Here is a 21,715-nt window from a genome sequence, read left to right as displayed (position 1 = left end):
TGGGGGAGCTATCGAACCGATACATCGCCGCGTCGGCGCGCGCAGGCGTCGACCAACGTCCGGGCCACGTCCCTGGCCCGACCGCTTCCAACTCCGAGAATCAGGGCGCCGGCCGCGCCGATCGCGCTCGGCCGGGGCGGGGTGAGCCGGCGCACCCTGCGCACCTCGGCTTGAACGCGACGAAATCGCGCGCCAGCGGCCACTGCAGACGCGCCTGCGAGCTGCCGAAGCGCGCGAAGCTGCTGAAGAACGGGTCGTGCCCCGAGGCGGCCGCATTGCCCCGCACGACGTTGCGCATCGACAGCGCATCGACCGTGGCGGGAAAGAACGCCGCATCGCGCGCGGCCAGGCCGCGCGCAGGTACCGCGTCGTCGCCGCATGGCGGCGGCAGCAGCTGCTGGGTGTCGCGGGCGATGCAGCCCCGATCCTCATCGGCACCGCGCAGGAAATCCTCGGCGTAGTTGCTGCCGCCCAGGTGCTTGTGCAAATCCGCGCCCTTGGGCATGGCCAGCAGGAAGGCGCGCCGTTGCGGGCCGTTGCCCACCACACTGTGCATCAGCGCGGCAGCCTCGCGCGCGGCGGCCGCGCTACCGCGATCGGCCGCCCAGGCCTGGCCGATCAGCGACACGCAGGCGATCGCACCCCAGATTGCTCGACGTCCTACCACCTGCATCATTCCCCTTGCTAAAACCTAGTGCGAGATCCCCCGCCCCGCTACGCGCTACAGCGCGTAGCGCAGCACGAACAGCGCCGCGATCAGGCAGGTCGCCACGGACAGCGCGCCCTTGTCCATGCCGGCCGCACCCAGGATGTCCGGGCGACGAAGACGAAATAGGCCATCGGTCGCGCGCCCGACGCGCCAAGTGGCCTGTCACTCACCGCTGCAGAGCAGCATAGATTTCTCACGCGGAACTTACAGACTCGCAAGTCGTTGCAAGTCACGCTTCTGTCAGTTGGACGACTTTTCAGTACAGCGAGGACCCGTCCCGTGTCTCATGACAGGCGCAGGATCCCTCCTTGGGACAGCAGCACGAACGCCATGCCTTAGCGGTTGCCCGCTTCCAGCTCGGCGCGCACCGGCGCGCCCGGATCGCGCCCTGCCGCAGGCTCGGCTCAGCGGGCGCCGAGTCCGCGATCGCGGCAACCCGCGCTGCCAGCTCGCGCAACCGCCAGGCCGGGGGAGCGCGCACTCCCCCGTCGGCGCGGATCAGATGAAACGACGCGATTGCTCTCGCGTACGCGGCGCTTTTGTGCCAGCCGAGCACTGGAGCGCAAGATGAACGTGAAGAACAGACGCATGGGTCGTCAGCCGTGCGCAAGATGGTGTGGGGTGGTGACAAGCCGACAGCGGCGCCTCCATGCCTGTCGGCCCCCGTCCGGAAGCCGCGTGGAGCGAGCCGATCCCTTTACATGTGGGACTGAACATCTCGGCGCGCCACAGGCCGTTCCGCAGCGTCTCAGCAGCGTCTCAAAGGACACACCGCATCCAGGCCCGGCCCGGCGCAGGGCCGAGGGCGAACAAAACGCAGACGGCCTCCCGGAGGAGGCCGTCTGGCGGTGCCGCGACCGGGATCAACGGCCGTTGAGCACCAGGTCGGCGATGATGCCGCTGGCGATGGCGACCATCAGCAGGTTGCCGCGATCGTCGCGCACCCAGCGGTAGCCGTACGGCGGGCGCCGCACCTGGTAGCGGTCGTAGTCGTAGACCACGTAGTCGGGACCGTAGTAACGCTGGCCGCGCGCCCACGGCGGCGGACCCGGGCGGTAGTAGACGACGTCCGGACGGCTGCGATAGCCGTCGCGATAGCCCTGGCTGTAGTAGCGGCGATCGTCGTGGCGTTCGCGCTCACGCCAGTAGCGGTCGCGGTCGCGCTCGCGCCAGTCGGGGCCAGGACCACGGTCGCGCCAGTCGCGATCCGGACCCGGGCCGCGATCGCCGTAGTAGCCGCCGCGGTGGTCGCCGTCCCAAGCGAACGCAGGAGGCGCCATGAAACCCAGCGCCAGCAGGGACGAAAGGGCAAGGGTGGCAATGCGTTTGATGTTCATGGCGGCTCCGTCACTTTGGGTGTCACGACTGCATTAATGCGCTTGCCATCTGAACCGCTTCCTGCTGGAACCGGTTACCTATTCAGCTTTCCCGAAACGGGTAAGCGCGCATTCGGTTTCGGCGCTTTTTCCGCTGTCCACAGGGGCCGGGACTCGGGACCCGGCACAGCACCGGCTCCCGCGCCTGCCTGCATGGCCGTCATGCTGGCAGGTCGATGGATTGCGCTTTTGCCCGAGTCCCGAGTCCCGGGTCCCGACCTCCGCTCAGCGGCGCTGAACCGGTGCGGCAACCTCGGCCGACTGCGCATGCAGTTGCAGCAGCGCGGCCCGCGCCAGTTCGTCGGCAGGCAGGTACACCACCAGCCGATTGCCGTTGCGCGGCGCCGACCACCAGTTGACCTGCTGCAGCTGCAGTTCGCCCGCCTGCGGGTGGTGGAAGCGCTTGCGCTGGTTTTCCACCCCACGCACCTCGCGCCGCTGCTGCCACAGGCCATCGAATTCGGGCGAGGCGGCGCGGTAGCGCGCCAGCAGGCGCTCCCAGGCCGGTTCGCCCAGGTGCTCGCCCATCGCCGCGCGCAACAGCGCCACCATGTGCTGCAACACGTTGTCCCGATCGGCCAGGCGCGCGCGCCAGTGCGGGTTGGTGAACGCCTGGTAGACGCAGTTGCGGTCGGCGTCCGGCAGCTCTGCCAGGGTCACCCCCATCAGCCGCTCGAAGGCCGCATTGGCGCCGAGGATGTCGAAGCGCGGACTCTGCAGCATCGCCGGCCAGGGGCCGAGCTGATCGAGCAGCATGCGCCCGGTGTCGGTCAAACGCTCGCACGACGGCGGCAGCTGCGGTGCCGCATCGCCCAATCCCGCCAGCGCCAGCACGTGGCCGATTTCCACCTCCGAGCACTGCAGGGCGCCGGCGATGGCGGTCAGCACGCGCGCGGAGGCACGCACCGGCCGCCCCTGTTCGAGCCAGGTGTACCAGGTGACGCCGACGTCGGCGAGCGCGGCCACCTCCTCGCGGCGCAGGCCCGGCGTGCGCCGCCTGCCGGCACGCGGCAGGCCCAGCCGCGCCGGATCCAGGCTCTCGCGGCGCGCGCGCAGGAAGGCGCCAAGCGCACGCGCACGCTCGATTGCCAGCGCAGGACCGTGCGTGGCACCGGCGCCGCTGCCCGCCGCGTCGGTCATGGGATCTGCCCGATCACCCGTCATTTGCGCTTCTCCCTGCTCCGCAGCGATCCCAGCCACAGGCAGGAAGCGCCGATACCAGGATAAATAACTACTTTTACCAGTTTAGGCGATTCGCATACTGCGCTCCATGACCACCTCCTCCGCTCCCGCCGCCACGCCCCATCCGCTCGACCGCCTCGACCGGCAGCCGCCGGCGTGCGCCTGCCCCGACGCCTCGCCGCCGACGCTGGGCGCCTGGGGCCTGGCGATCCTGCTGCTCGGGCAGATGCTGCCGCTGATCGATTTTTCCATCATCAACGTCGCCCTGGGCTCCATCGCCCACACGCTGCACGCCTCGGCGACGGCGCTGGAACTGATCGTGGCGGTGTACGGCGTGGCCTTCGCGGTGGGCCTGGCCGCGGGCGGGCGGCTGGGCGACAACCTGGGCCGGCGCCGGGTGTTCGCCGCCGGCGTGCTGCTGTTCGCGGTGGCCTCGCTGCTGTGCGGGCTGGCCGGATCGGTGGCCGCCCTGCTGGCCGGGCGCGTGCTGCAGGGCCTGGGCGCGGCGCTGGCGGTGCCGCAGATCCTCGCTACCATCCACGTCAGCCTGCGCGGCGCGGCGCATGCGCGGGCGCTCGCACTGTACGGCTCGCTGGGCGGGATCGCCTTCGTCATCGGCCAGGTGCTGGGCGGCAGCCTGGTCACTGCCGACATCGCCGGCTCCGGCTGGCGCGCCATCTTCCTGATCAACCTGCCGTTGTGCGTGCTGGCGCTAGCGGGCCTGCGCGCGGTGCCGGAGACGCGCGCGGCGCGGCGGATGCCGCCCGACCTGGCCGGCGCCGGCTTGCTGGGGCTGTTCCTGGCCTGCCTGCTGCTGCCGCTGGCGCTCGGCCCCACGCTGCATTGGTCGGCGCCGTGCCTGGCGGTGCTGGCCGCCACCGTGCCCTTGCTGGCGGCACTGGCGCGCACCGAAGCCTGGCAGGAACGCCGCGGCCGCGTGCCGCTGCTGCCGCCGGCGCTACTGCGCCTGCCCAGCGTGCGCTTCGCGCTGCTGCTGGGTGGGGTGTTCTTCGCCTGCTGGAGCGGCTTCATGTTCGTGCTCGCGCTGACCCTGCAGTCGGGCGCCGGGCTGTCGCCGCTGCAGTCGGGCAATGCCTTCATCGTGCTCGGCGCGGCCTACTTCTGTTCGGCGTTGCTCAGCGCGCGCGGGGTGGCCCGGTTCGGGCTGCTGCCGACGCTACTGCTGGGCTGCACGGTGCAGATGCTGGGCCTGCTCGCACTGGCGTGGACCCTGCACGCGGTGTGGCCGCATCCCGGATGGCGCGCACTGGCGACGGCGACGGCGCTGATCGGTGCCGGACAGGCGTGGATCGTGGCCTGCTTCTACCGCATCGGCCTGTCGCAGGTAGCGACCGAGCATGCGGGTGCGGGCAGCGCCATGCTCTCCACCGTCCTGCAGGCGGCGATGGGCCTGGGCCCGGCGGCGCTGGGCGCGGTCTACGCGCATGCGCGCCGCGGCGGCAGCCTGGCGGCGATGCAGGCGGCGCTGGGCAGCGAGTGGCTGGCGATGCTGTTGCTGGTGGCATGCACGCTGATGTACCGGCAGCGCCAGCGCCGCCTGGTGCGCGCCGCGGCGACCTGAACCCGAGCTCCGGGCACCGCGTCGGTACGCGGCGCATGCCGGCCGGCCGCCGACGTGCCAACGCCGGTGCCGCTATAATCATGGTCATCCATTTCGCGCCTTCCGGCCCCGGCCGGCGGGCGTCCTGCGCCTTCCGGAGACCCCATGTCGCAATACATCTACACCATGAACGGCGTCAGCAAGACGGTGCCGCCGAAGCGCCAGATCATCAAGGACATCTCGCTGTCGTTCTTCCCCGGCGCCAAGATCGGCCTGCTCGGCCTCAACGGCGCCGGCAAGTCCACGGTGCTGAAGATCATGGCCGGCGTGGACACCGATTTCAGCGGCGAAGCGCGCCCGCAGCCGGGCATCAAGGTCGGCTACCTGGCGCAGGAGCCGGAGCTGGACCCGGCCAAGACCGTGCGCGAAGCGGTCGAGGAAGGCGTCGGCGAGGTGCTGCAGGCGCAGGCCGCGCTGGACAGGATCTACGAGGCCTATGCCGAGGAAGGCGCCGACTTCGACAAGCTCGCCGCCGAGCAGCAACGGCTGGAGGCGATCCTGGCCGCCGGCGATGCGCACCTGCTGGAACAGCAGCTGGAAGTGGCCGCCGACGCGCTGCGCCTGCCGCCGTGGGACGCGGTGATCGGCCCGCTGTCGGGCGGCGAAAAGCGCCGCGTGGCGCTGTGCCGGCTGCTGCTGCAGAAGCCGGACATGCTGCTGCTCGACGAACCGACCAACCACCTGGACGCTGAGTCCGTCGAATGGCTGGAGCAGTTCCTGGCGCGCTACGCCGGCACCGTGGTGGCGGTGACCCACGATCGCTACTTCCTCGACAACGCCGCCGAGTGGATCCTGGAACTGGACCGCGGCCGCGGCATTCCGTGGAAGGGCAACTACACCGACTGGCTGATGCAGAAGGAAGAGCGCCTGAAGCAGGAAGACAACCAGGAGAAGTCGCGGCAGAAGGCGATCCAGAAGGAACTGGAGTGGTCGCGGCAGAACGCCAAGGGCGGCCGCACCAAGGGCAAGGCGCGTCTGGCACGCCTGGAAGAACTGCAGTCGGTCGATTACCAGCGCCGTAACGAGACCAACGAGATCTTCATTCCGCCGGGCGAGCGCCTGGGCAATGCGGTGCTCGAGTTCAAGCACGTCACCAAGAAGTTCGGCGAGCGCCTGCTGATCGACGACCTCAGCTTCCTGGTGCCGTCCGGCGCCATCGTCGGCATCATCGGCCCCAACGGCGCCGGCAAGTCGACGCTGTTCAAGATGATCATCGGCAAGGAGACGCCGGACTCGGGCGAGATCGTGCTCGGGCCGACGGTGAAGCTGGCCTACGTGGACCAGAGTCGCGACAAGCTGGAAGGCAACCACAACGTGTTCCAGGAAGTGTCCGGCGGCCTGGACATCCTCAACATCAACGGCGTGGAGATCCAGTCGCGCGCCTACCTGGGCCGCTTCAACTTCAAGGGCCAGGACCAGCAGAAGCTGGTCGGCAGCCTGTCCGGCGGCGAACGCGGCCGCCTGCACATGGCCAAGACCCTGCTGCAGGGCGGCAACGTACTGCTGCTCGACGAACCGTCCAACGACCTGGACATCGAAACGCTGCGCGCGCTGGAAGACGCGCTGCTGGAGTTCCCCGGCAACACCTTCGTGATTTCGCACGATCGCTGGTTCCTGGATCGCATCGCGACCCATATCCTGGCGTTCGAAGGCGACTCGCACGTGGAGTTCTTCCAGGGCAACTACCGCGAGTACGAGATCGACAAGCGGCGGCGCATGGGCGACGACGCCGGCCCGAAGCGGCTGCGTTTCAAGGCGCTCAAGTAAGCGAGCGCGACGCAAGCGCACGTATTGCCACGGCCCGCGCACAGCGGGCCGTGTGCATTTCGGCGCTCGGATTCTCTCGGCCGCCTGGACCTGTAGGAGCGGCTTCAGCCGCGACCGGGCGTTACCGGTAACGCCCGGTCGCGGCTGAAGCCGCTCCTACAGGGAGAGGCGTCCGACCAAAGCCCTACAGCTCGTAGGACAGCACGTCCTCGAAGCCGAACTTGCCGAAGTCGCGGATCCGCGACGGGTATAGCCGGCCGATCAGGTGGTCGTGCTCGTGCTGCACCACCCGCGCATGGAAGCCTTCGGCCTCGCACACCACCGCGGTGCCGTCCGGGTCCAGGCCGCGATAGCGGATCTGCCGGTAGCGCGGAATCACCGCGCGCAGCCCGGGAATGGACAGGCAGCCTTCCCAGCCGTCCTCCAGTTCATCGGACAGCGGCTCGATCTGCACGTTGGCCAGCGCGGTGCGCGGCACCGGTGGCGCGTCGGGATAGCGCGCATTGCTGTCGAAGCCGAACACCATCAGCTGCAGGTCCACCGCGATCTGCGGCGCGGCCAGGCCGACGCCGCGCGCGGCGTCCATGGTCTCGAACATGTCGGCGACCAAGGCGTGCAGCTCCGCGCTGCCGAACGTATCGACCGGCTGCGCGAGGCGCAGCAGGCGCTGGTCGCCCATGCGGATGATGTCGCGGATCATGCCTTGCTCCTGTGCCCGAGTGCCGCACCGATTATCCGCCGATTGGCGCGCGCTTGCAGTCTGGTCGTCTCAGCGTCACCGACGGTGGTTCCGGCTGCGGATGGGGTCGGGGCTGAAGCCCCTCCTACAGGGCGCCCAACCGGCCATGCACAAGTCCTTTGCAGCAGCGGTTGCCGGTGGTGTCGGCCACCAAGGTGGCGGCCTTTCCTGGCCGGCGTGCTTGGTGCCTCATCGAGCGGGACTGGAGGCCGGCGCCGCGCGCCGCTGCGAAATCCATCTGCAAAGGCACTTTTGCAACCACCGTCGTCGCATCAAGCATATGACGCGACGCGCTTTTTCGTGGCGATGCTGTAGAACAACCACCTGGACTCCGCCGCGCGGACGCAATGCACAACGATCGCCCTGGATCCGCTTCCTTCTCGCCCAGCCGGCGAGATCTGCTGCGCCTGGCCCTGCTGGCCCCAGCCGCGCTCGCAGTGGGCATGTTGCCGGGCTGTGCGAAGCCGCCGCGGTTCGACGGCAGCTTCATCCAGCCGTGGCGCAGCCACCTGGACCTGAGTGCGCAGGACTGGCAACAGCACATGGCGCTCGCCCAGCGCCTGGGCTGCCGGCAGATCGTGGTGCAGTGGGCCGGGCTGTACGGCGGCGGCGGCGATGCGGACTGGACCCTGCCGGACAGCACGCTGCAGCTGATCTTCTCCACCGCCGCTGCCGCCGGCCTGCAGGTGCGGGTCGGCCTGCCGTATCACAGCGGTTGGTGGAAGGCGCTGCAGGCGCCGGACCCGGCCACGCTGGATGCGTTCCTGGCGCTGACCCTGGACAACGCCCGCGCCTATCTGCAAACCGCACCATGGAGCAGGCAGGCCAACTTCGACGGCTGGTACCTGCCGTACGAACTGGAGCAGTTCCACTGGGCGCAGGACGTGCGGCAGCAGCGCCTGTGCGGCTGGCTGGCCGGGCTGTGCGCTGCGGCCAGCGCCGGCACCGACAAGGTCACCGCGATCTCCACGTATTTCAGCCGGCTGCAGACCAGCGGTGCGCTGCCACAGCTGTGGAACCGCATCCTCGACCAGGTGCCGCTGCGGCCGATGGTGCAGGACGGCGTCGGCGTGGCCGGGCTGGACAACCTGGACGGGGTGGATCCGCTGCTGGCAGCGCTGCGCGCGCGCCAGGTCGCCTTCGACGTGGTGGTCGAACTGTTCGAGGAATTGCCCAGCTCGGCCGCCGACGGCAGCCACTTCCAGGCGCAGACCGCCGACGCCGCACGCATCCAGCAGCAGCTGGCGTGGGCGCAGCGCAGCGGCGCCGCCGGCATCTTTGCGTTCGCGCTGGATCCTTGGCTGTCGCAGGACTCGCCGCGCGCGCAGGCGCTGCGCCGGCAGTGGCGCATCGGGCGCCAATAGCCCGCCCGGCGCGCGCCTACAGGGCCCGGCCGATGATGTCACGCAGGATCTCGCTGGTGCCGCCGAAGATGCGCAGCGCGCGCGTCGGCCCAGGCGCGGCCGATGCCGTATTCGCTGCTTTAGCCGTAACCGCCGTGCAACTGCAGCAGCGCGTCCAGCACCTGGCCCTGGATCTCGGCGGCCAGCGCCTGTTGCCATTGCCCCAGCCGCGCGCGCATCGGCGCCGAATGGCGCAGGCCGCAGGTATGCGCCTGCTCGATCCGCGATTTGTCCGGCACCACCACCAGCAGGTGCACACCCTGCGCCTGCAGTTGCCGCGCCCAATGCCGCATCAAGCGCACGCGCTGAGCGAACACCGCCTCGCCCGCCCCAGCCGGCGGACGCAGGCCATCGCGGTAGAACAACCAGCCCGGGCAGCCCAGCGCGACCTGCGGCCCCGTATCGCCGAGCAGCCGATAGCGCAACGCCGCATCGATGGCGCGGCCGGCCGCGCCAGCGCGCCGGCGCCAGCGCCGCCGCCGGCAGCTGCGCGCGGCCCAGCAGCCAGCCGCCGCATGCCAGGCCGGCCAGCAGCAGCGCCACCAGCACCGCGGCCATGGGCAGGTGCGCACGCGCCGGCGCAGCCGGCGGCAGGGGCGCAGGCGCGCCGGGACGTGCAGGCATCGGCTACTGTCCCACGGCCTTGTGCAGGCGCGCCTGCCACTGCGGCGCGCTCATGATCGAGGCGTTGTCCCATTGCCCACGCGCCTCCGGGCCCTGCCCATAGGACGGCTCGAACATCTGCCACACCAGCACCTGCGGCCTGGCCTTGTGGAACTCGGGCGATTCCAGATATTCCAGCAGCATCGCCCAGGGACCGACGTTGCCGGGCTTCCAGTTCACCGAGACTGGGCGATCGAGCAGGTTGGACAGTTTCTGCGGGAAGCCGAAGTACGGCTGCACCATGCTATGCCCGGTGACATGCAGCGGCGCCGGCGCGTCGTCCAGCAGCGCTTACTGCTCGGACTGGCAGCGCACGGTGAAGGTGTCGCGGCCGATCGTCTTGCGCTGCGCATCGGTCAGGAACAGTTCGGCCAGATCGCCGAAGCGGCGCTCGGTGATCTTGCTGCCCAGGGCCATGCCGGTGCCGTCCTGGCCGCGCAGCCGCGGCACCCGCTGGCGGAACTGGGCGGCCACCGCCACCGCCACCGCGTCGGCCACCGGCTGGGTCCAGTGCTGGTCGCTGCGGTAGAACACCGCCTGCCCGCCCTGCCTGACCTGGCGCAGCACCTGCAGCGCATCCACCGCCGGCACCTGCGCCTTGCCCAGGCCATCGTGGATCAGCGCATAGCGCCCGCGCACCGCATCGCTCATGCGCTTGCCGTCGGGCAGCTTGTCCTCGTAGAACAGGGCCTTGTCCGGCAACACCATGACCTCCAGCTCGACGCCGGCCGCGGCCAGTGCGGTGCGGGCTTCGGCGATCAACGCGGTATTGCGCTCGATCGCCGCGCCATCGACCTCGGTCAGGCTGCCCCAGGCCGGGAACAACCAGCCGTCCTTGCCGACCAGCACGATCGAGGAATCCTGCGCGGCGGCGGCGGCGGCGGCGGCGGCGGCGGTCGGAGCAGGAGCCGGTGCCGGCACCTGGGCCAGCGCCGGCACGGCGGCGAACGCGTACAGCAGGCCCAGCCACAGGGCGCGCGCACGCATGGGAACACTCGGGGCGACAGCATCGGTCATGGCAGTTCTTTCGGCAGGGGTCAGTAGGTGAGGGTGGCGGTGGCGAACAGGCCCTTGGCGCGCTGGGGATCGCCGCCGCCGAACGCGAAGCGGTACTGCATGCTCAGGTCCAGCGAGGAGCGCGCCGCGTTGTAGCGGTCCTCGCGGAACCAGTAGCGCACGCCGAGGCCGGGGCCGGCGCCCAGCGACCAGCTGCGCTGGGTGTCGGACAGGGCGAACGCCTGCTCGCCGATCAGCGGGTAGTCGATGCCGCTGACCCGCGAGCGCTGGTCGAGCCAGTCCGTGGCCACCACCAGATACGGATTGAGCACCCAGCGGGTCTGCTCGGCACCGAACCGGTAACTGCGGCCGGCACGCAGTTCCGCGGCGGCGAACGCTTGCGTGCGATGCAGGCGGCCATCGGAGTCGCGCAGGGTTTCCACCGCCGCGCCGCTGGCGTCGAGTCGATCCACGCTGAAGCGCGCGCGGTTGTCGTCCCAGCTGTAGCCGGCCTGCGCATAGCCGCTCAGCGTCCACCACTGGTTCACGTCGGTGCGCACCCCGGTGCCGTGATAGAAGCCGTAGGTCAGGTACGACAGCCAGCCGCCGGCATTGCCGTCCAGGCGATAGCGCGCCAGCGTGTTGAGTTGCTGCGGCTGGTTGGAGTCGCGCTGGATGCGGCATTGGGTCGCGGCCGCGTCCGGATAGACGCCGCCGCTGCGGGTGCCGCTGCCGAGGAACTGGCGGCGCTCGATGCCGGCGCTCAGGCCGGTGCGGCCGAACGCGTAGCGCACGCCGAACGCGCCGACGGTGGAGGGCCAGCCGGCACTGGAACGCGAGCGGCTCAAGCGCTCGGCACGGGCGCGCGCGTCCTCTGTGGCTGCGCCGGTGCACGGGTCCACGGCGCGCACGGATTCGAACGTGCCGCCCGCGTCGTACAGCGTGTTGGCCGCGCGCGCATACGCTTCCAGCGTGCCATGGCGGTTGTTGAGCGCCGCGGGCCGCCAGAACGCCTCCAGGGTGCTGAACACCGAATCGCCGGGGGTGCTGATCGCGGTGCCGCCCAGGTTGCTCGCGGCCTGGCGCGCGCCGCGGTAGCCGGCCGCGGCGGTGATGCCCCACGCGCGCCCGAGGTTGGCGATCGAACTGCGCGTGGTGTAGCGCTGCGCCTGGTCCAGCGGCAACGCGCCCTGGTCGGCGCGGTCGATCGCGCTGCGCAGCAACGCCACCGCCTGCGCGTTGTCGCCGTTGGCGGCGCTGGCATAGGCCTGGTCGAGCACCACGCTGGGCGGCGCCTTGCCGGTGGCCTCGGCCGCGCGGAAATCGTCGAGCGCCTGCGCCGGTTGCCCGGCGCGCTGCTGCAGGTAGCCGCGCTGCATCAGCAGCCCGGCATCGGTTGGGCGCTGGCCCAAGGCGCTGTCCAGGCGCTGCCGCGCCTGCGCGCGTTGCGCGCGGTCGCCGGCGGCCAGCACGGTGGTGAGCAGGTTCTGCACGCTGCCGTTGTCCGGGTTGTCCTGCAGCGCGTGCTGCGCTTCGCGGATCGCCTCCTGGTAATCGCGCCGTCCGTAGGCGGCGTAGGCCCGCTGCGCGGCGCTGCCGCTGCCCTGCAGGTCGGCCGGGGTCAGTTCGCACTGGGTGCCGTAGGGCGTATCGCGGCATTGCTGGAACGGTGCCGGGTACGTCGCCAGGGTCAGCGACGGCGCCGGGCGCGCGCTGCGCAGCGCCTTCTCACGCTGGGCGATGGCCTGGCCGAACTGCTCGCGCGCGGTTTCGTCCGCGCCGGCCAGTGGATCGGCGTGCAACGGCTGCAGCAGGCGCGCGCCACGCGCACGATCGCCCGCGGCGATCGCCGCATCCACCGCCAGCAGGCGCACGTTGCGCTGCTGCTGCGGATCCAGCCAGTCCTGGCGCAGGGCGGCGTCGAAATCGGCATTGGCCTGAGCGCTATGCAATTGGCGCTGGCGCAGATACGCGCGCATCACCAGTGCCACGGTGTCTTCGCTGTCGTTGTCCAGCGCCGCGTCGGCGGTGGCCTCGGCGGCGGGCAGTTGTTCGTCCAGCAACTGCGCGGTCATCAGCAGCAGGCGATGCGAGGCTACGTCCGGGGCATACGCCACCGCTTGCCGGGCGTAGCCGGCGGCCGTGGCGAAGTCCTGCTCGATCAACGCCTGGTAGCCCTGCTGCGCCGGCTTGACCGCACGCTGGCGGCCCAACGCCACGCGCTTGGCCTGCAGGTCGGCGACATTCGGTGCACCCAGCTGGATCGCCGCCGCGGCGGCGGCCTCGGCCTGTTCGAACTGCTGCCGGGCCTCCAGCGCGGCCACCCACAGCACCGCCCAGGCGCCCTGCTGCGGCTGCTGACGGAAGGCCTGTTCGGCCTTGTCCGCAGCCTCGGCCATGCGGTCGTTGTTGTAGGCGTCGTAGGCCTCGGTGGCGAGCGCGAAGGCGAGCCGATAGGCCTGCTCGGCGGCGCTCGGATGCGCGGTGGCGCGTGGCGTGGGTGCGCCGCCGGCGCGCGTGGCCAATGCCGCGTTCGCGTCGGCGGCCAGGCGCGGCAATGCCGCATCCTGCAGGCCATCGGCGAGCGCACGGCGTGCCTGCGCGCGCGCGTCGTCGCCGCGGCCCAGCTTCTGCAGCGCGTAGATCTGCAACAGGCGCAGCCGCACCACGTCCGGGCGCAGCCGTGCCGCTTCGGCGGCCTGGCGGCTGGCCTGCGGGTAATCGCCGCGGGCATAGGACGCGTAGGCGTCCTCGGCGATGCGGTAGGCGGCGCCGGCCAGCGGCAGTTGCTGTGCGTGCGCGGTGGCGCTGCCCAGGCCGAGCAGGCTCAGCGCGATCATGCTGGAGAGCAAGCGGGTTCTCATGTCGGCAACGCTCCGCCGATGCCGCCGTACGGTTGGCTGGCACGGCGATGCTGCTCGCGCACGGCAGCGGCGATCGCCGCCTGGGTGGCGACGCCCTGCTTCACCAGGTGATCGCCGATGCGGCCGTCGCGTTGCGGCCGGTATCCGAGCAGCACGCGCTCGAACTGGTCGCGTGCGATCAGGCGCAGTTCCACCAGCAGATCGCCCAGCAGCGGCACCGCGTCGACGCGGTAGCTTTCGCCGCTGATCAGGCGCAGGCCAGCGTTGATTTCGCTTTCGCGCGCGATCGCCTGCCTGAGCACGCTCGCGTCCAGGTCGTGCAGCAGCCGCGCCTGCTCGTCTTCGGACAGCGCACTGGACACCGCGACCGCCACTTCGCCGGGCGTGTCCGACGGCAGCGGCAGCAGCCGCCATTGCACGCAGGCCTGCACCGACAACGGGAACTGTCCGGCCTGCAGATACGCCACGTCGATTGCCGCGCGCGGCAGGTCTCCCTGGAAGGCGATGGCTTCGGCCAGGGTTTCGTCGTCCAGCCAGCCCTGCGCCACCAGGATCCGGCCCAGCGGTTGCTGGCGTCCTCCCTCCTGCTGCCGCAGCGCCTGCGCCAGGCGCTCGGGCTCGATCGCTTCCCAGGTGGTCAGCAGTTCGCCCAGGCGCCTGCGGGTATGCACCAGCTGCGCGGCGCTGGGGAAATCGTGCATGGTCTTGTCCCACACCATGCGCTTGCCGAACAACAGGTGCAGCAGGTACAGCCGCCAGGCGCGTGCGGTGGCCATGAAATTGATCATGTTGCCGACCACCATGCGCGGGATCGACATCAGCGCATGTTCCCAGCCGTACAGGCGGTTGACGAAGTAGAAGCGCTGCGCCACGCGCATGGCCAGCGCCGCGGTGGTCAGCAGCGCCACGTTCATCTGCCAGGTGCCGCGCTGGAAGATGGTCGGGAACTGGGTGGCCCACGTGCCGGCGACCTTGAGCAGCCAGAACAGCAGCAGCTGCAGGAAGATCAGATAGGCGAAGACGCTGACGAAGGAGGTGACGATGCCCTTGCGGTCGCGCGCGAGCAGGTACTTGGTCGCCAGCGAACCGCGCCAGCCCAGCGTTTCCCAGCTCTGCAGGCCGATGCCCAGCACCCAGCGCGCCTTCTGCCGGTACGAGGCGCGGAAGTTGTCGGGGAAGTACTCGCGCACGCACAGCGCCATGTGCAAGGTGCGCTCGCGCACCGGGCCCCAGCCGAACCACGACGGGCGGCGCACGCGGAACTGCACCGGGAAGCGCGCGAAGATCGAGTGCATGCCCATCGCCGCCAGGCGCGCGCCGACGTCGTAGTCCTCGGTCAGGCTGTCGGGGTTGAACGGCTGGTTGTCGTTGGCCTGGCTCAGCGCCAGCAACGCCTTGCGCGAGAAGCAGGTGCCGACGCCGGCCGACGGCACCATGCCGGACACGCTTTCGCGCACCACCAGGTCCTTGGCGTGCCATTCGGCGAATTCGTCCATGTACACGCCGGCCACCAGCTCGTACCACTCGCGGTCCAGCGAGGTCACCGGCAACTGGATCATGTCCTTGCGTGGCAGCAGGTAGTTGAAGAAGCGCAGCTCCATCGGGTGCAGTACGTCTTCGCTGTCGTGCAGGACCACGCCGGCGAAGGTGATGTCGTTCTGCTTCTCGTACTCGAAGATCGCCAGCACCAGCCAGTTCAGGCAGTCGGCCTTGCTGGTCGGGCCGTCGTGCGGCACCTCGATGCGGCGCATGCGCTTGTAGCGGCGGCGCATGCGTTCCACTTCGGCGATGGTCTGCGCGTCGTTGGGATAGGTGCCGACGAAGACCATGTAGTCGTGGTAATCGAGCACGTCGATCATGTTCTCGACCATCTGTCCGATCACGTCGAACTCGGCCCAGGCCGGCACCATGATCGCCAGGGTCTGTTCCGGGCGCTGCAGCAGGTCCTGCTGGGTCAACGGCCGGTATTCGCTGCGCTGCTTGAGGATCGCGCTGCGCCACAGTTCGCGCACCCAGTACCAGGCATCGATGAACAGGTCGTCGAGGCTGGAGATCAGGATCACCACCGCGACCACCACGGCCGCCGTCTCCAGGAAGGCGTAATAATTGGCCAGGTGGATGTTCCAGTACAGGCTGTCCACGTGCGATCAGTTCCCGTTCTGCGCGGCGCGGCGGCGACGACGGATCTGCACCACGCGCGCGGCCAGCAGCATGAACACGATCACCCCCACCAGCACCACCAGCCACACCATGTGCTGCTGCCACAGCGGCTGCGGGTTGCTCTGCTCGGCCATGCGCGCGCCGGTCGGGTCCTGGCCGTCGAAGTCCTGCACCACGCCGTTGGCATCCAGCAGCGCCAGATTGCCGCGGATCAGCCGGAACGGTTCGGCGATCTGCGGTCCCTGGGTGCCCAGCTCGCGGTAGATCACTCCGGTGCTGGCGCCGCTGCCGACCACTTCGACCAGGGCGGCGCGGTCGAGCCCGGCCAGGTCCAGCAGCACCTGATTGCCCGGGCCGGACACCACCAGCTTGCCGTCGCGCACCGCCCCGCTCTGCGCCAGCCCCTGCGGGGCCAGCACGAAGCTGAGGTAGGGACCGGTCGGCGCGATCGCGGTGTTGGCCGCGCCGACCTTAAGCACCGCCTGCATCGGCGAGGCGCCGGTCGCGCCGGCCAGATGGATCACCTTGGTCAGCGACGCCGGCGCGTCCTGCAGCCAGCTGCTGGGCACGAACACCTCGTGCGCGCCGGCCAGCTGCGAGGCGGCGCCGACGAAATCGGCCGCCAGGCTGCGATCGGCCAGGCGGATATGGCTGCTGGGCAGCACCGACACCGGGTAGCCGGTGGCCGGATCGTGGCAGTACGGGCGCGCCGGCTGGCGCAGGAAGCTGATCCGCACCTGGTTGCGTGCGGCCAGCGCGTAGCTCGGCACCGTGGCCACCAGCCGTTGCGGCTTGCCGTCGGCATCGAGCACCTTGGCGCCCAGCAGATAGTCGTTGAAGAAGATCGAGGCGACCGCGCCCTGCCCGGCCGGGTTCGGCGCCGCGCTGACGTCGACCACCACTTCGCTGGGCAGGCGCCCCTCGCTGGACAGCGCGCCCAGGTCGAAGTTCGCGGTGCGGTCGCCGCGCGAGACGATGTCCTGGGTGCCGGCCAGGTCGCCGAGGCGGCCGAGCAGCACCACGTTCTTGTCGGCCGGCGGCAGCAGCGCAGTGCTCACCCGCAGCGCACGGCCCTGCGCGTAGGCGCGCCATTGCTGGGTCAACAGACCGGCGACCTTGGCGCCGGCGCCGCTGGCGACCAGCAGGGTCGGATGCCCGCCGACCAGCGCCACCTGCACCGACGCGGTGCCGACCGGCTGTTCGAACCCGGCCATGTCGGCCTTGCGCCACGCGGCGAACGCGCCGGCCGCATCCGGCGCGGCGCTGGCGACCTGGGTCCCCAGCGCATCCAGCGCGGCGCGCACGCCGGCGCGTAACGGATCGCTCAGCACCGCTACGTCGACCGCGAGCGGACTGCCATCGCGCAGCGACAGCAGCGCGCCGACTTCGGCCAGGCTGCCGATGCGGTGGCTGGCGCTACGATCGGACAACGCCGCGTAGGCGGGAATGCCGGCCAGGCTGGCCGGGATCGCCAGCCCGCGCAGGTCCACGATCGCGCCCACCGCCGGCAGCGCGACCACGTCCACGCGCTTGCCGCCGTTCTCCAGCGCGGTGCCCACGCGCCAGGCGGTGTCGTAGCTTTGCACGCTGCTGGCGCGGCCCTCCACGAGCAGCCGCACCGTGGCCGGCAACGCACCCCAGGCCTTGGCCACGGTGTCGATCGCGCGGCGGTCGAAGCGGTAGCTGAAGCGCGACTCCGGCGACAGCCGCAGCACGTTGGCCGGCGCGCTCTGGTCGGCGCAGCGGTACTCGGACACCACCGACCACCAGCCCACGCCGAAGCGCACGAAACCGTTGGGGCGGGCGAAGCCGTCGATGCCGATCAGCTGGCTGAGATCGCCCTGGGCATCGGTGATCGAACGCGCCGACACCGGGTCGCCGTCGATCGACAGCAGGCTGGCGCTGCGCCCGGTATGCCCGCGCACGTAACGCGCATCGACCTGCAACTGCGCATCGTGGGTCGCCACGCCGGCCGGCACCGGCAGGTAGATTTCGCGCTGGCTTTCCTGGCCGCTGAGCACCAGCGGCTGCTTGAAGCCGAGTTCGCGCAGGGTCATCGAGCGGGTCACCGTGGTGGTGCCGGCCCATTCGCCGAACTGGCCGGCAACGGAGTCGGCGGCGGCAGCGGGCGGCAGCGCGGTCGCCAGGACCAAGGCCAGCGGCAGAACCTGGGGCAAGCGTGCGGTAGGACGGCGGGTGTGGGTCATGGCATCGCTTCTGAAAAAAGAGGGAGGGGGGACACCGCCGCGGCACGGCCGGGCACGAAACTGTCGAAGGACTGGCCGCGCAGCGCGGCCACGATCCGCGCCGCCGCGCGGCCATCGCCGTAGGGGCTGGCGTGGGGCAGGAACCGCGCGGGCCGCGCCGGCAGGTCGCAGGCCGCGGCGACCGCGGCCACGATCCGCGCCGGATCGGTACCGACCAGGGTCACCACGCCGGCCCGGACCGCTTCGGGGCGCTCGGTGACCTCGCGCATCACCAGCACCGGCCGGCCCAGCGCCGGCGCTTCTTCCTGCACGCCGCCGGAATCGGTCAGCACCACGTGCGCGCGCTGCATCAGCCGCACGAAGGCGAGGTAGTCCTGCGGCGCGATCAGGCGCACGTTGCCGAGCCCGCCCAACTGCGCGTGGACCGGGCCCTGCACGTTCGGATTCAGGTGCACCGGGTAGACGATCTGCAGGTCCTGGCGCTGCGCCAGTTCGGCCAGCGCGCGGCAGATGTTGGCGAAGCCGTCGCCGAAGCTTTCGCGGCGATGCCCGGTGACCAGCAGCAACTTGCGCTGCGCGTCCAGGAACGGGAACTGCGCATCCACCGTCGCGCGCAGCACGGCATCGCGCTCGAGCCGCCCCACGGTCAGTTGCAGCGCATCAATCACCGTGTTGCCGGTGACGCTGATGCGGCCGGACAGGTGCTCGCGCTGCAGGTTATCGCGCGCGCTGGCGGTGGGCGCGAACAGATGGTCGGCGACCACGTCGATCACCCGCCGGTTCATCTCTTCCGGCCACGGCTGCTGCAGATTGCCGGTGCGCAGGCCCGCTTCGACGTGGCCGACCGGAATGCGCCGATGGAACGCGGCCAGCGCGGCGGTCATCGCGGTACTGGTATCGCCATGCACCAGCACGCGGTCCGGCTGCAGCTGCGCGTACAGGGCATCGAGTTTGGCGAGCAGCCGCGAACTCAGGCCGTTGAGGGTCTGGTCGGCTACCATTACATCGAGGTCGTGATCCGGCTGGATCGCGAACAACGCCATCACCTGATCCAGCATCGCCCGATGCTGTCCGGTGATGCAGACTTGGGAGTCGATGCCGGGCGCGGCGTGCAGCGCGCGCACCAGCGGCCCCATCTTGATCGCTTCGGGGCGTGTACCAAAAACGCAAAGAACCTTCACCAGCCGCTCCATTGGTCACAAATCAAACGTGACTATCGTCACATAATATGTGCGAACTGGTGTATACAAATCGTGCGGGCGACCAGGCGATGCCCGGCGTCAGGCCGCGCTTGGCCAACCGTACCTCGGCATTTGGCCTAGGTCCGGCGCGGTTGGAAGCTTGAATTTGCAGGGCAGATCGGCCCGCCACGCGCGGGCGTCGCACAGCCGCATGCGCCGCCAGAGGCAGCGCGTTGCGTCGTCCTGAAGATTGCTGCAGATCAGACCGGATGATGCAGTGCAGCGTGATATCGGCGCTGCGCCTGGAGACGGCGGATGTCCCGTCTGGCCGCATGCGGCCTTGCTTCGGGGCGCCGAAACAAGGCCGCTGCCTGGCACTGGTGCTGGCGTCGGGGCCGCAGCCGCTGCTGCAGAGCCTGCGGGCGCTGGCCGCAAGTCCCCGCGGCAGCGAGGTCCGTCGCGACGCGGGAAGCGCCCTGCCCTACTCGCCCACGTACGGCGAGGCCAGCACCTGCCGTCGGCGGCCGAGGCCGGCGCCGAGCCGGTCGAGCACGAAGCGCACGTAGAGGTTGGTGCTGAACTGGTTGTAGTCGCGGGCGTTGTTGTTGTTGAAGATAAGCCGCCCACCCAGGAACAGCTGCGGGGCCAGCTGCCACCCTGCCGCGCCGGCGAGGTTGTAGGACACGCCGGTCTTGCTCTGCCCGGCGTAGACCGGCGCGGTGTAGCTGTCCACCAGGCCCAGCAGCGCGGCCAGCGACGCAGCGGCGTAGGCGTCCTGCTGCAGCTGCGCGCTGGTCGGGAAGTAGGTGCTGTCGTCGCTGCGGAAATGCTGCACGCCGACGCTGGCGTCCACGCTCCAGTTGACCTTGCGCCCGGCCGAACGCCCGCTCCAGTGCACCGGGAACCCCAGATCGACATAGTCCTGCGGGCTGAAGTAGCCGCCCTGGCCGTAGGTGTGGCCGCTCAGGTTCTTGTCGACCCGGTCGGCCTGCTCCTCGAAACGCGCATACCCCCACTCCATCCGCTCCCAGACCCGGTTGACCCCGGCCTGCACCTCGTCCAGCGTCGCGCAGGTTCCGATCGGATGCGTGCCGGCGAATCGGCAGCCGATCCGCGCCATCAGCAACGCCAGGTCGTCCGCCGCCAGCACCTCCGCGAACTCCTGGGCCAACGCGCGCAGGAAGCCGCACCACTGCCGCGAGCAGGCCTGGGTACGGAAATGCGTGTACAGCTCGGGAGAGTTCACCGGGTGATGTCTCTGATCGGAAATGGGCGCGGCGGGGACGGGACATGGTGACCAAGCAAGCACGGCATCGCCATGACAAGGACGGTCATCAATGAGACACAGCTCTCACTTTATCCACGGATGACAGCCGACTGTTCCGCCACAGCAAAGTCCTTTTCGCGGCGGCGCAGGCATGCCGCCCTCTTCGTCGCCGCCGCCAGCGCGCGACAGGCGCACGTCCCGCTATCCAGGATCGGCCGCCACCGCGAAGACCTGCCGCAGATAGGCCAGATAGGCCGGGTCGTCGCACAGGTTCTTGCCCGGCGAATCGCTGAGCTTGGCCACCGGCTGGCCGTTGCAGCGGACCATCTTGATCACGATCTGCAGCGGCGCCGGCCCCAGATCGTTGGTGAGGTTGGTGCCGACGCCGAAGGCGAGCATGCAGCGGCCGTGGAAGTGCGCGTACAGCCGCATTACCTTGTCGATGTCCAGGCCGTCGCTGAACACCAACACCTTGCCGCGCGGGTCCACCCGCTGCCGCTGCAGGTGCGCCAGCACGCGCTCGCCCCATGCGAAGGGATCGCCGGAATCGTGGCGCATGCCGTCGAACAGCTTGCAGAAATACAGGTCGAAGTCGCGCAGGAACGCGTCCAGGCCGACCACGTCGGACAACGCGATGCCGAGGTCGCCGCGGTATTCGCGCGCCCACGACTCCAGCGCCGCGGCCTGCGAATCGCGCAGCCGCGGACCCAGCGCCTGGAACGCCTGCAGGTATTCGTGGGCCATGGTGCCGAGCGGGGTCAGCCCGTAGCGGCGCGCGAAGTACACGTTGCTGGTGCCGACGAACTGCGCGCCCAGGGTCTGCTGCAGCACCGGCAACAGCTCGCCGTGCCAGGCCCGCGAATAGCGGCGGCGGGTGCCGTAGTCGGCGATCGCGCAGCCGCCATAGCCGCTGCTGTCGCGCAGCAACGCGATCTTGGCCTGCAGCCGGCGCAGGCCCTCGGCGTGATCGCCGCCGCCGGTATTGCGGAACCAGACCTCGTTGACGATCGCCAGCAGCGGCACCTCGAACAGGATGGTGTGCAGCCACGGCCCGCGGATGCTGAGCTCGATCTCGCCCGGCACCGTAGCCGAGGCCTGCAACTGCAGGTACTTGCGGTCCAGATGGAACAGCCCGAGGAAGTCGGCGAAGTCCGGCTTGATGAAGCGCAGGCCGCGCAGGTAGTCCAGCTCCTCGGCGCGAAAGCGCAGCGCGCACAGCGCGTCGATCTCGGCCGAGATCTGCTGCAGGAACTGCGCCAGATCGATGCCGGGCGTGCGGCACTTGAAGCGGTATTCCACCTGCGCACCGGGATGCTGGTGCAGCACCGCCTGCATCATGGTGAACTTGTAGAGGTCGGTGTCGAGCAGCGAATCGATGATCATCGCGCGATTATGCGCCGGCCGCGTTGCCGGCTGCCGCCGTTACCCCTGTAGGAGCGGCTTCAGCCGCGACCGAGACTGACCGGTAACGCCCAGGTCGCGGCTGAAGCCGCTCCTACAGTGCACACAGCCAGCATCCCGCTAGCCCTTGTAGGAGCGACAGGCACTACCAGCAACGCCTGTCGCGGCTGAAGCCGCTC

Annotated in this window: 13 protein-coding genes and 3 pseudogenes; 3 read left to right on the top strand and 13 right to left on the bottom strand. The window is 70.1% G+C overall.

The annotated features are described in order from the left end of the window. Positions 1-100: 100 nt before the first annotated feature. The 3 genes from ISN38_RS13495 to ISN38_RS13485 form a co-directional block, all read right to left on the bottom strand. On the bottom strand, positions 101-673 hold the full coding sequence (locus ISN38_RS13495; protein ID WP_139115937.1) for a hypothetical protein: 573 nt from the start codon (positions 671-673) through the stop codon (positions 101-103). 899 nt (positions 674-1,572) lie between these two features. Next, entirely contained in the window at positions 1,573-2,046 is a 474-nt protein-coding gene (locus ISN38_RS13490; RefSeq protein ID WP_003466207.1) for an RcnB family protein, read from the bottom strand. Positions 2,047-2,310: 264 nt separating this feature from the next. Next, entirely contained in the window at positions 2,311-3,225 is a 915-nt protein-coding gene (locus tag ISN38_RS13485; RefSeq protein WP_080964811.1) for a helix-turn-helix transcriptional regulator, read from the bottom strand. 130 nt (positions 3,226-3,355) lie between these two features. Here ISN38_RS13485 and ISN38_RS13480 point away from each other — a divergent pair, with 130 nt between their 5' ends. Further along, on the top strand, positions 3,356-4,849 hold the full coding sequence (locus ISN38_RS13480) for an MFS transporter (RefSeq protein WP_108085159.1): 1,494 nt from the start codon (positions 3,356-3,358) through the stop codon (positions 4,847-4,849). A 144-nt stretch (positions 4,850-4,993) separates the two neighbouring features. Next, positions 4,994-6,655: an energy-dependent translational throttle protein EttA gene (gene ettA / locus ISN38_RS13475; RefSeq protein WP_003466217.1), complete on the top strand. Its 1,662-nt coding sequence runs from the start codon at positions 4,994-4,996 to the stop codon at positions 6,653-6,655. Between the two features lie 184 nt (positions 6,656-6,839). Here ettA and def read toward each other — a convergent pair whose 3' ends face one another. Next, entirely contained in the window at positions 6,840-7,355 is a 516-nt protein-coding gene (def, locus tag ISN38_RS13470; protein ID WP_003472490.1) for a peptide deformylase, read from the bottom strand. A gap of 386 nt (positions 7,356-7,741) precedes the next feature. Here def and ISN38_RS13465 point away from each other — a divergent pair, with 386 nt between their 5' ends. After that, complete coding sequence (locus ISN38_RS13465; RefSeq protein WP_003472488.1) at positions 7,742-8,758, top strand: DUF4434 domain-containing protein; 1,017 nt, start codon at positions 7,742-7,744, stop codon at positions 8,756-8,758. Between the two features lie 119 nt (positions 8,759-8,877). Here ISN38_RS13465 and ISN38_RS13455 read toward each other — a convergent pair whose 3' ends face one another. From ISN38_RS13455 to pncB, 9 genes and pseudogenes are all read right to left on the bottom strand, one after another. Next, entirely contained in the window at positions 8,878-9,222 is a 345-nt protein-coding gene (locus ISN38_RS13455; RefSeq protein WP_230940310.1) for an alginate O-acetyltransferase AlgX-related protein, read from the bottom strand. A 202-nt stretch (positions 9,223-9,424) separates the two neighbouring features. Beyond that, positions 9,425-10,447, bottom strand: a pseudogene (locus ISN38_RS13450) (alginate O-acetyltransferase AlgX-related protein). Positions 10,448-10,497: 50 nt separating this feature from the next. Then, positions 10,498-13,320, bottom strand: a complete 2,823-nt coding sequence (locus tag ISN38_RS13445) for an NfrA family protein (RefSeq protein ID WP_206711849.1) — start codon at positions 13,318-13,320, stop codon at positions 10,498-10,500. After that, positions 13,317-15,461 carry a glycosyl transferase family protein gene (locus ISN38_RS13440; RefSeq protein ID WP_003472482.1) on the bottom strand — a complete coding sequence of 715 codons (2,145 nt, stop codon included), beginning with the start codon at positions 15,459-15,461 and terminating at the stop codon, positions 13,317-13,319. Before ISN38_RS13440 ends, ISN38_RS13445 begins: the two co-directional genes overlap by 4 nt. A gap of 6 nt (positions 15,462-15,467) precedes the next feature. Then, positions 15,468-17,687, bottom strand: a complete 2,220-nt coding sequence (locus ISN38_RS13435) for a hypothetical protein (RefSeq protein WP_058362176.1) — start codon at positions 17,685-17,687, stop codon at positions 15,468-15,470. Then, positions 17,684-18,868, bottom strand: a complete 1,185-nt coding sequence (wecB, locus tag ISN38_RS13430; protein ID WP_038239817.1) for a non-hydrolyzing UDP-N-acetylglucosamine 2-epimerase — start codon at positions 18,866-18,868, stop codon at positions 17,684-17,686. The genes ISN38_RS13435 and wecB overlap by 4 nt, the downstream gene beginning before the upstream one ends. 481 nt (positions 18,869-19,349) lie before the next feature. Then, positions 19,350-19,844 (bottom strand): annotated as a pseudogene (locus ISN38_RS13425) (cellulose synthase subunit BcsC-related outer membrane protein); the annotation flags it as partial. A gap of 78 nt (positions 19,845-19,922) precedes the next feature. Further along, positions 19,923-20,018: pseudogene (locus ISN38_RS20865) on the bottom strand (cellulose biosynthesis protein BcsD); the annotation flags it as partial. Positions 20,019-20,336: 318 nt separating this feature from the next. Then, the gene (gene pncB / locus ISN38_RS13420) at positions 20,337-21,518 is read right to left on the bottom strand and encodes a nicotinate phosphoribosyltransferase (RefSeq protein WP_003472474.1); all 1,182 of its coding nucleotides are present in this window, start codon (positions 21,516-21,518) and stop codon (positions 20,337-20,339) included. Positions 21,519-21,715: the final 197 nt, after the last annotated feature.

It is taken from the genome of Xanthomonas translucens pv. undulosa (assembly GCF_017301775.1).
GTDB lineage: Bacteria > Pseudomonadota > Gammaproteobacteria > Xanthomonadales > Xanthomonadaceae > Xanthomonas_A > Xanthomonas_A translucens.
The sequence above is the reverse complement of the archived record's forward strand: the minus strand, read 5'-3'. Positions and strand labels throughout refer to the sequence as shown.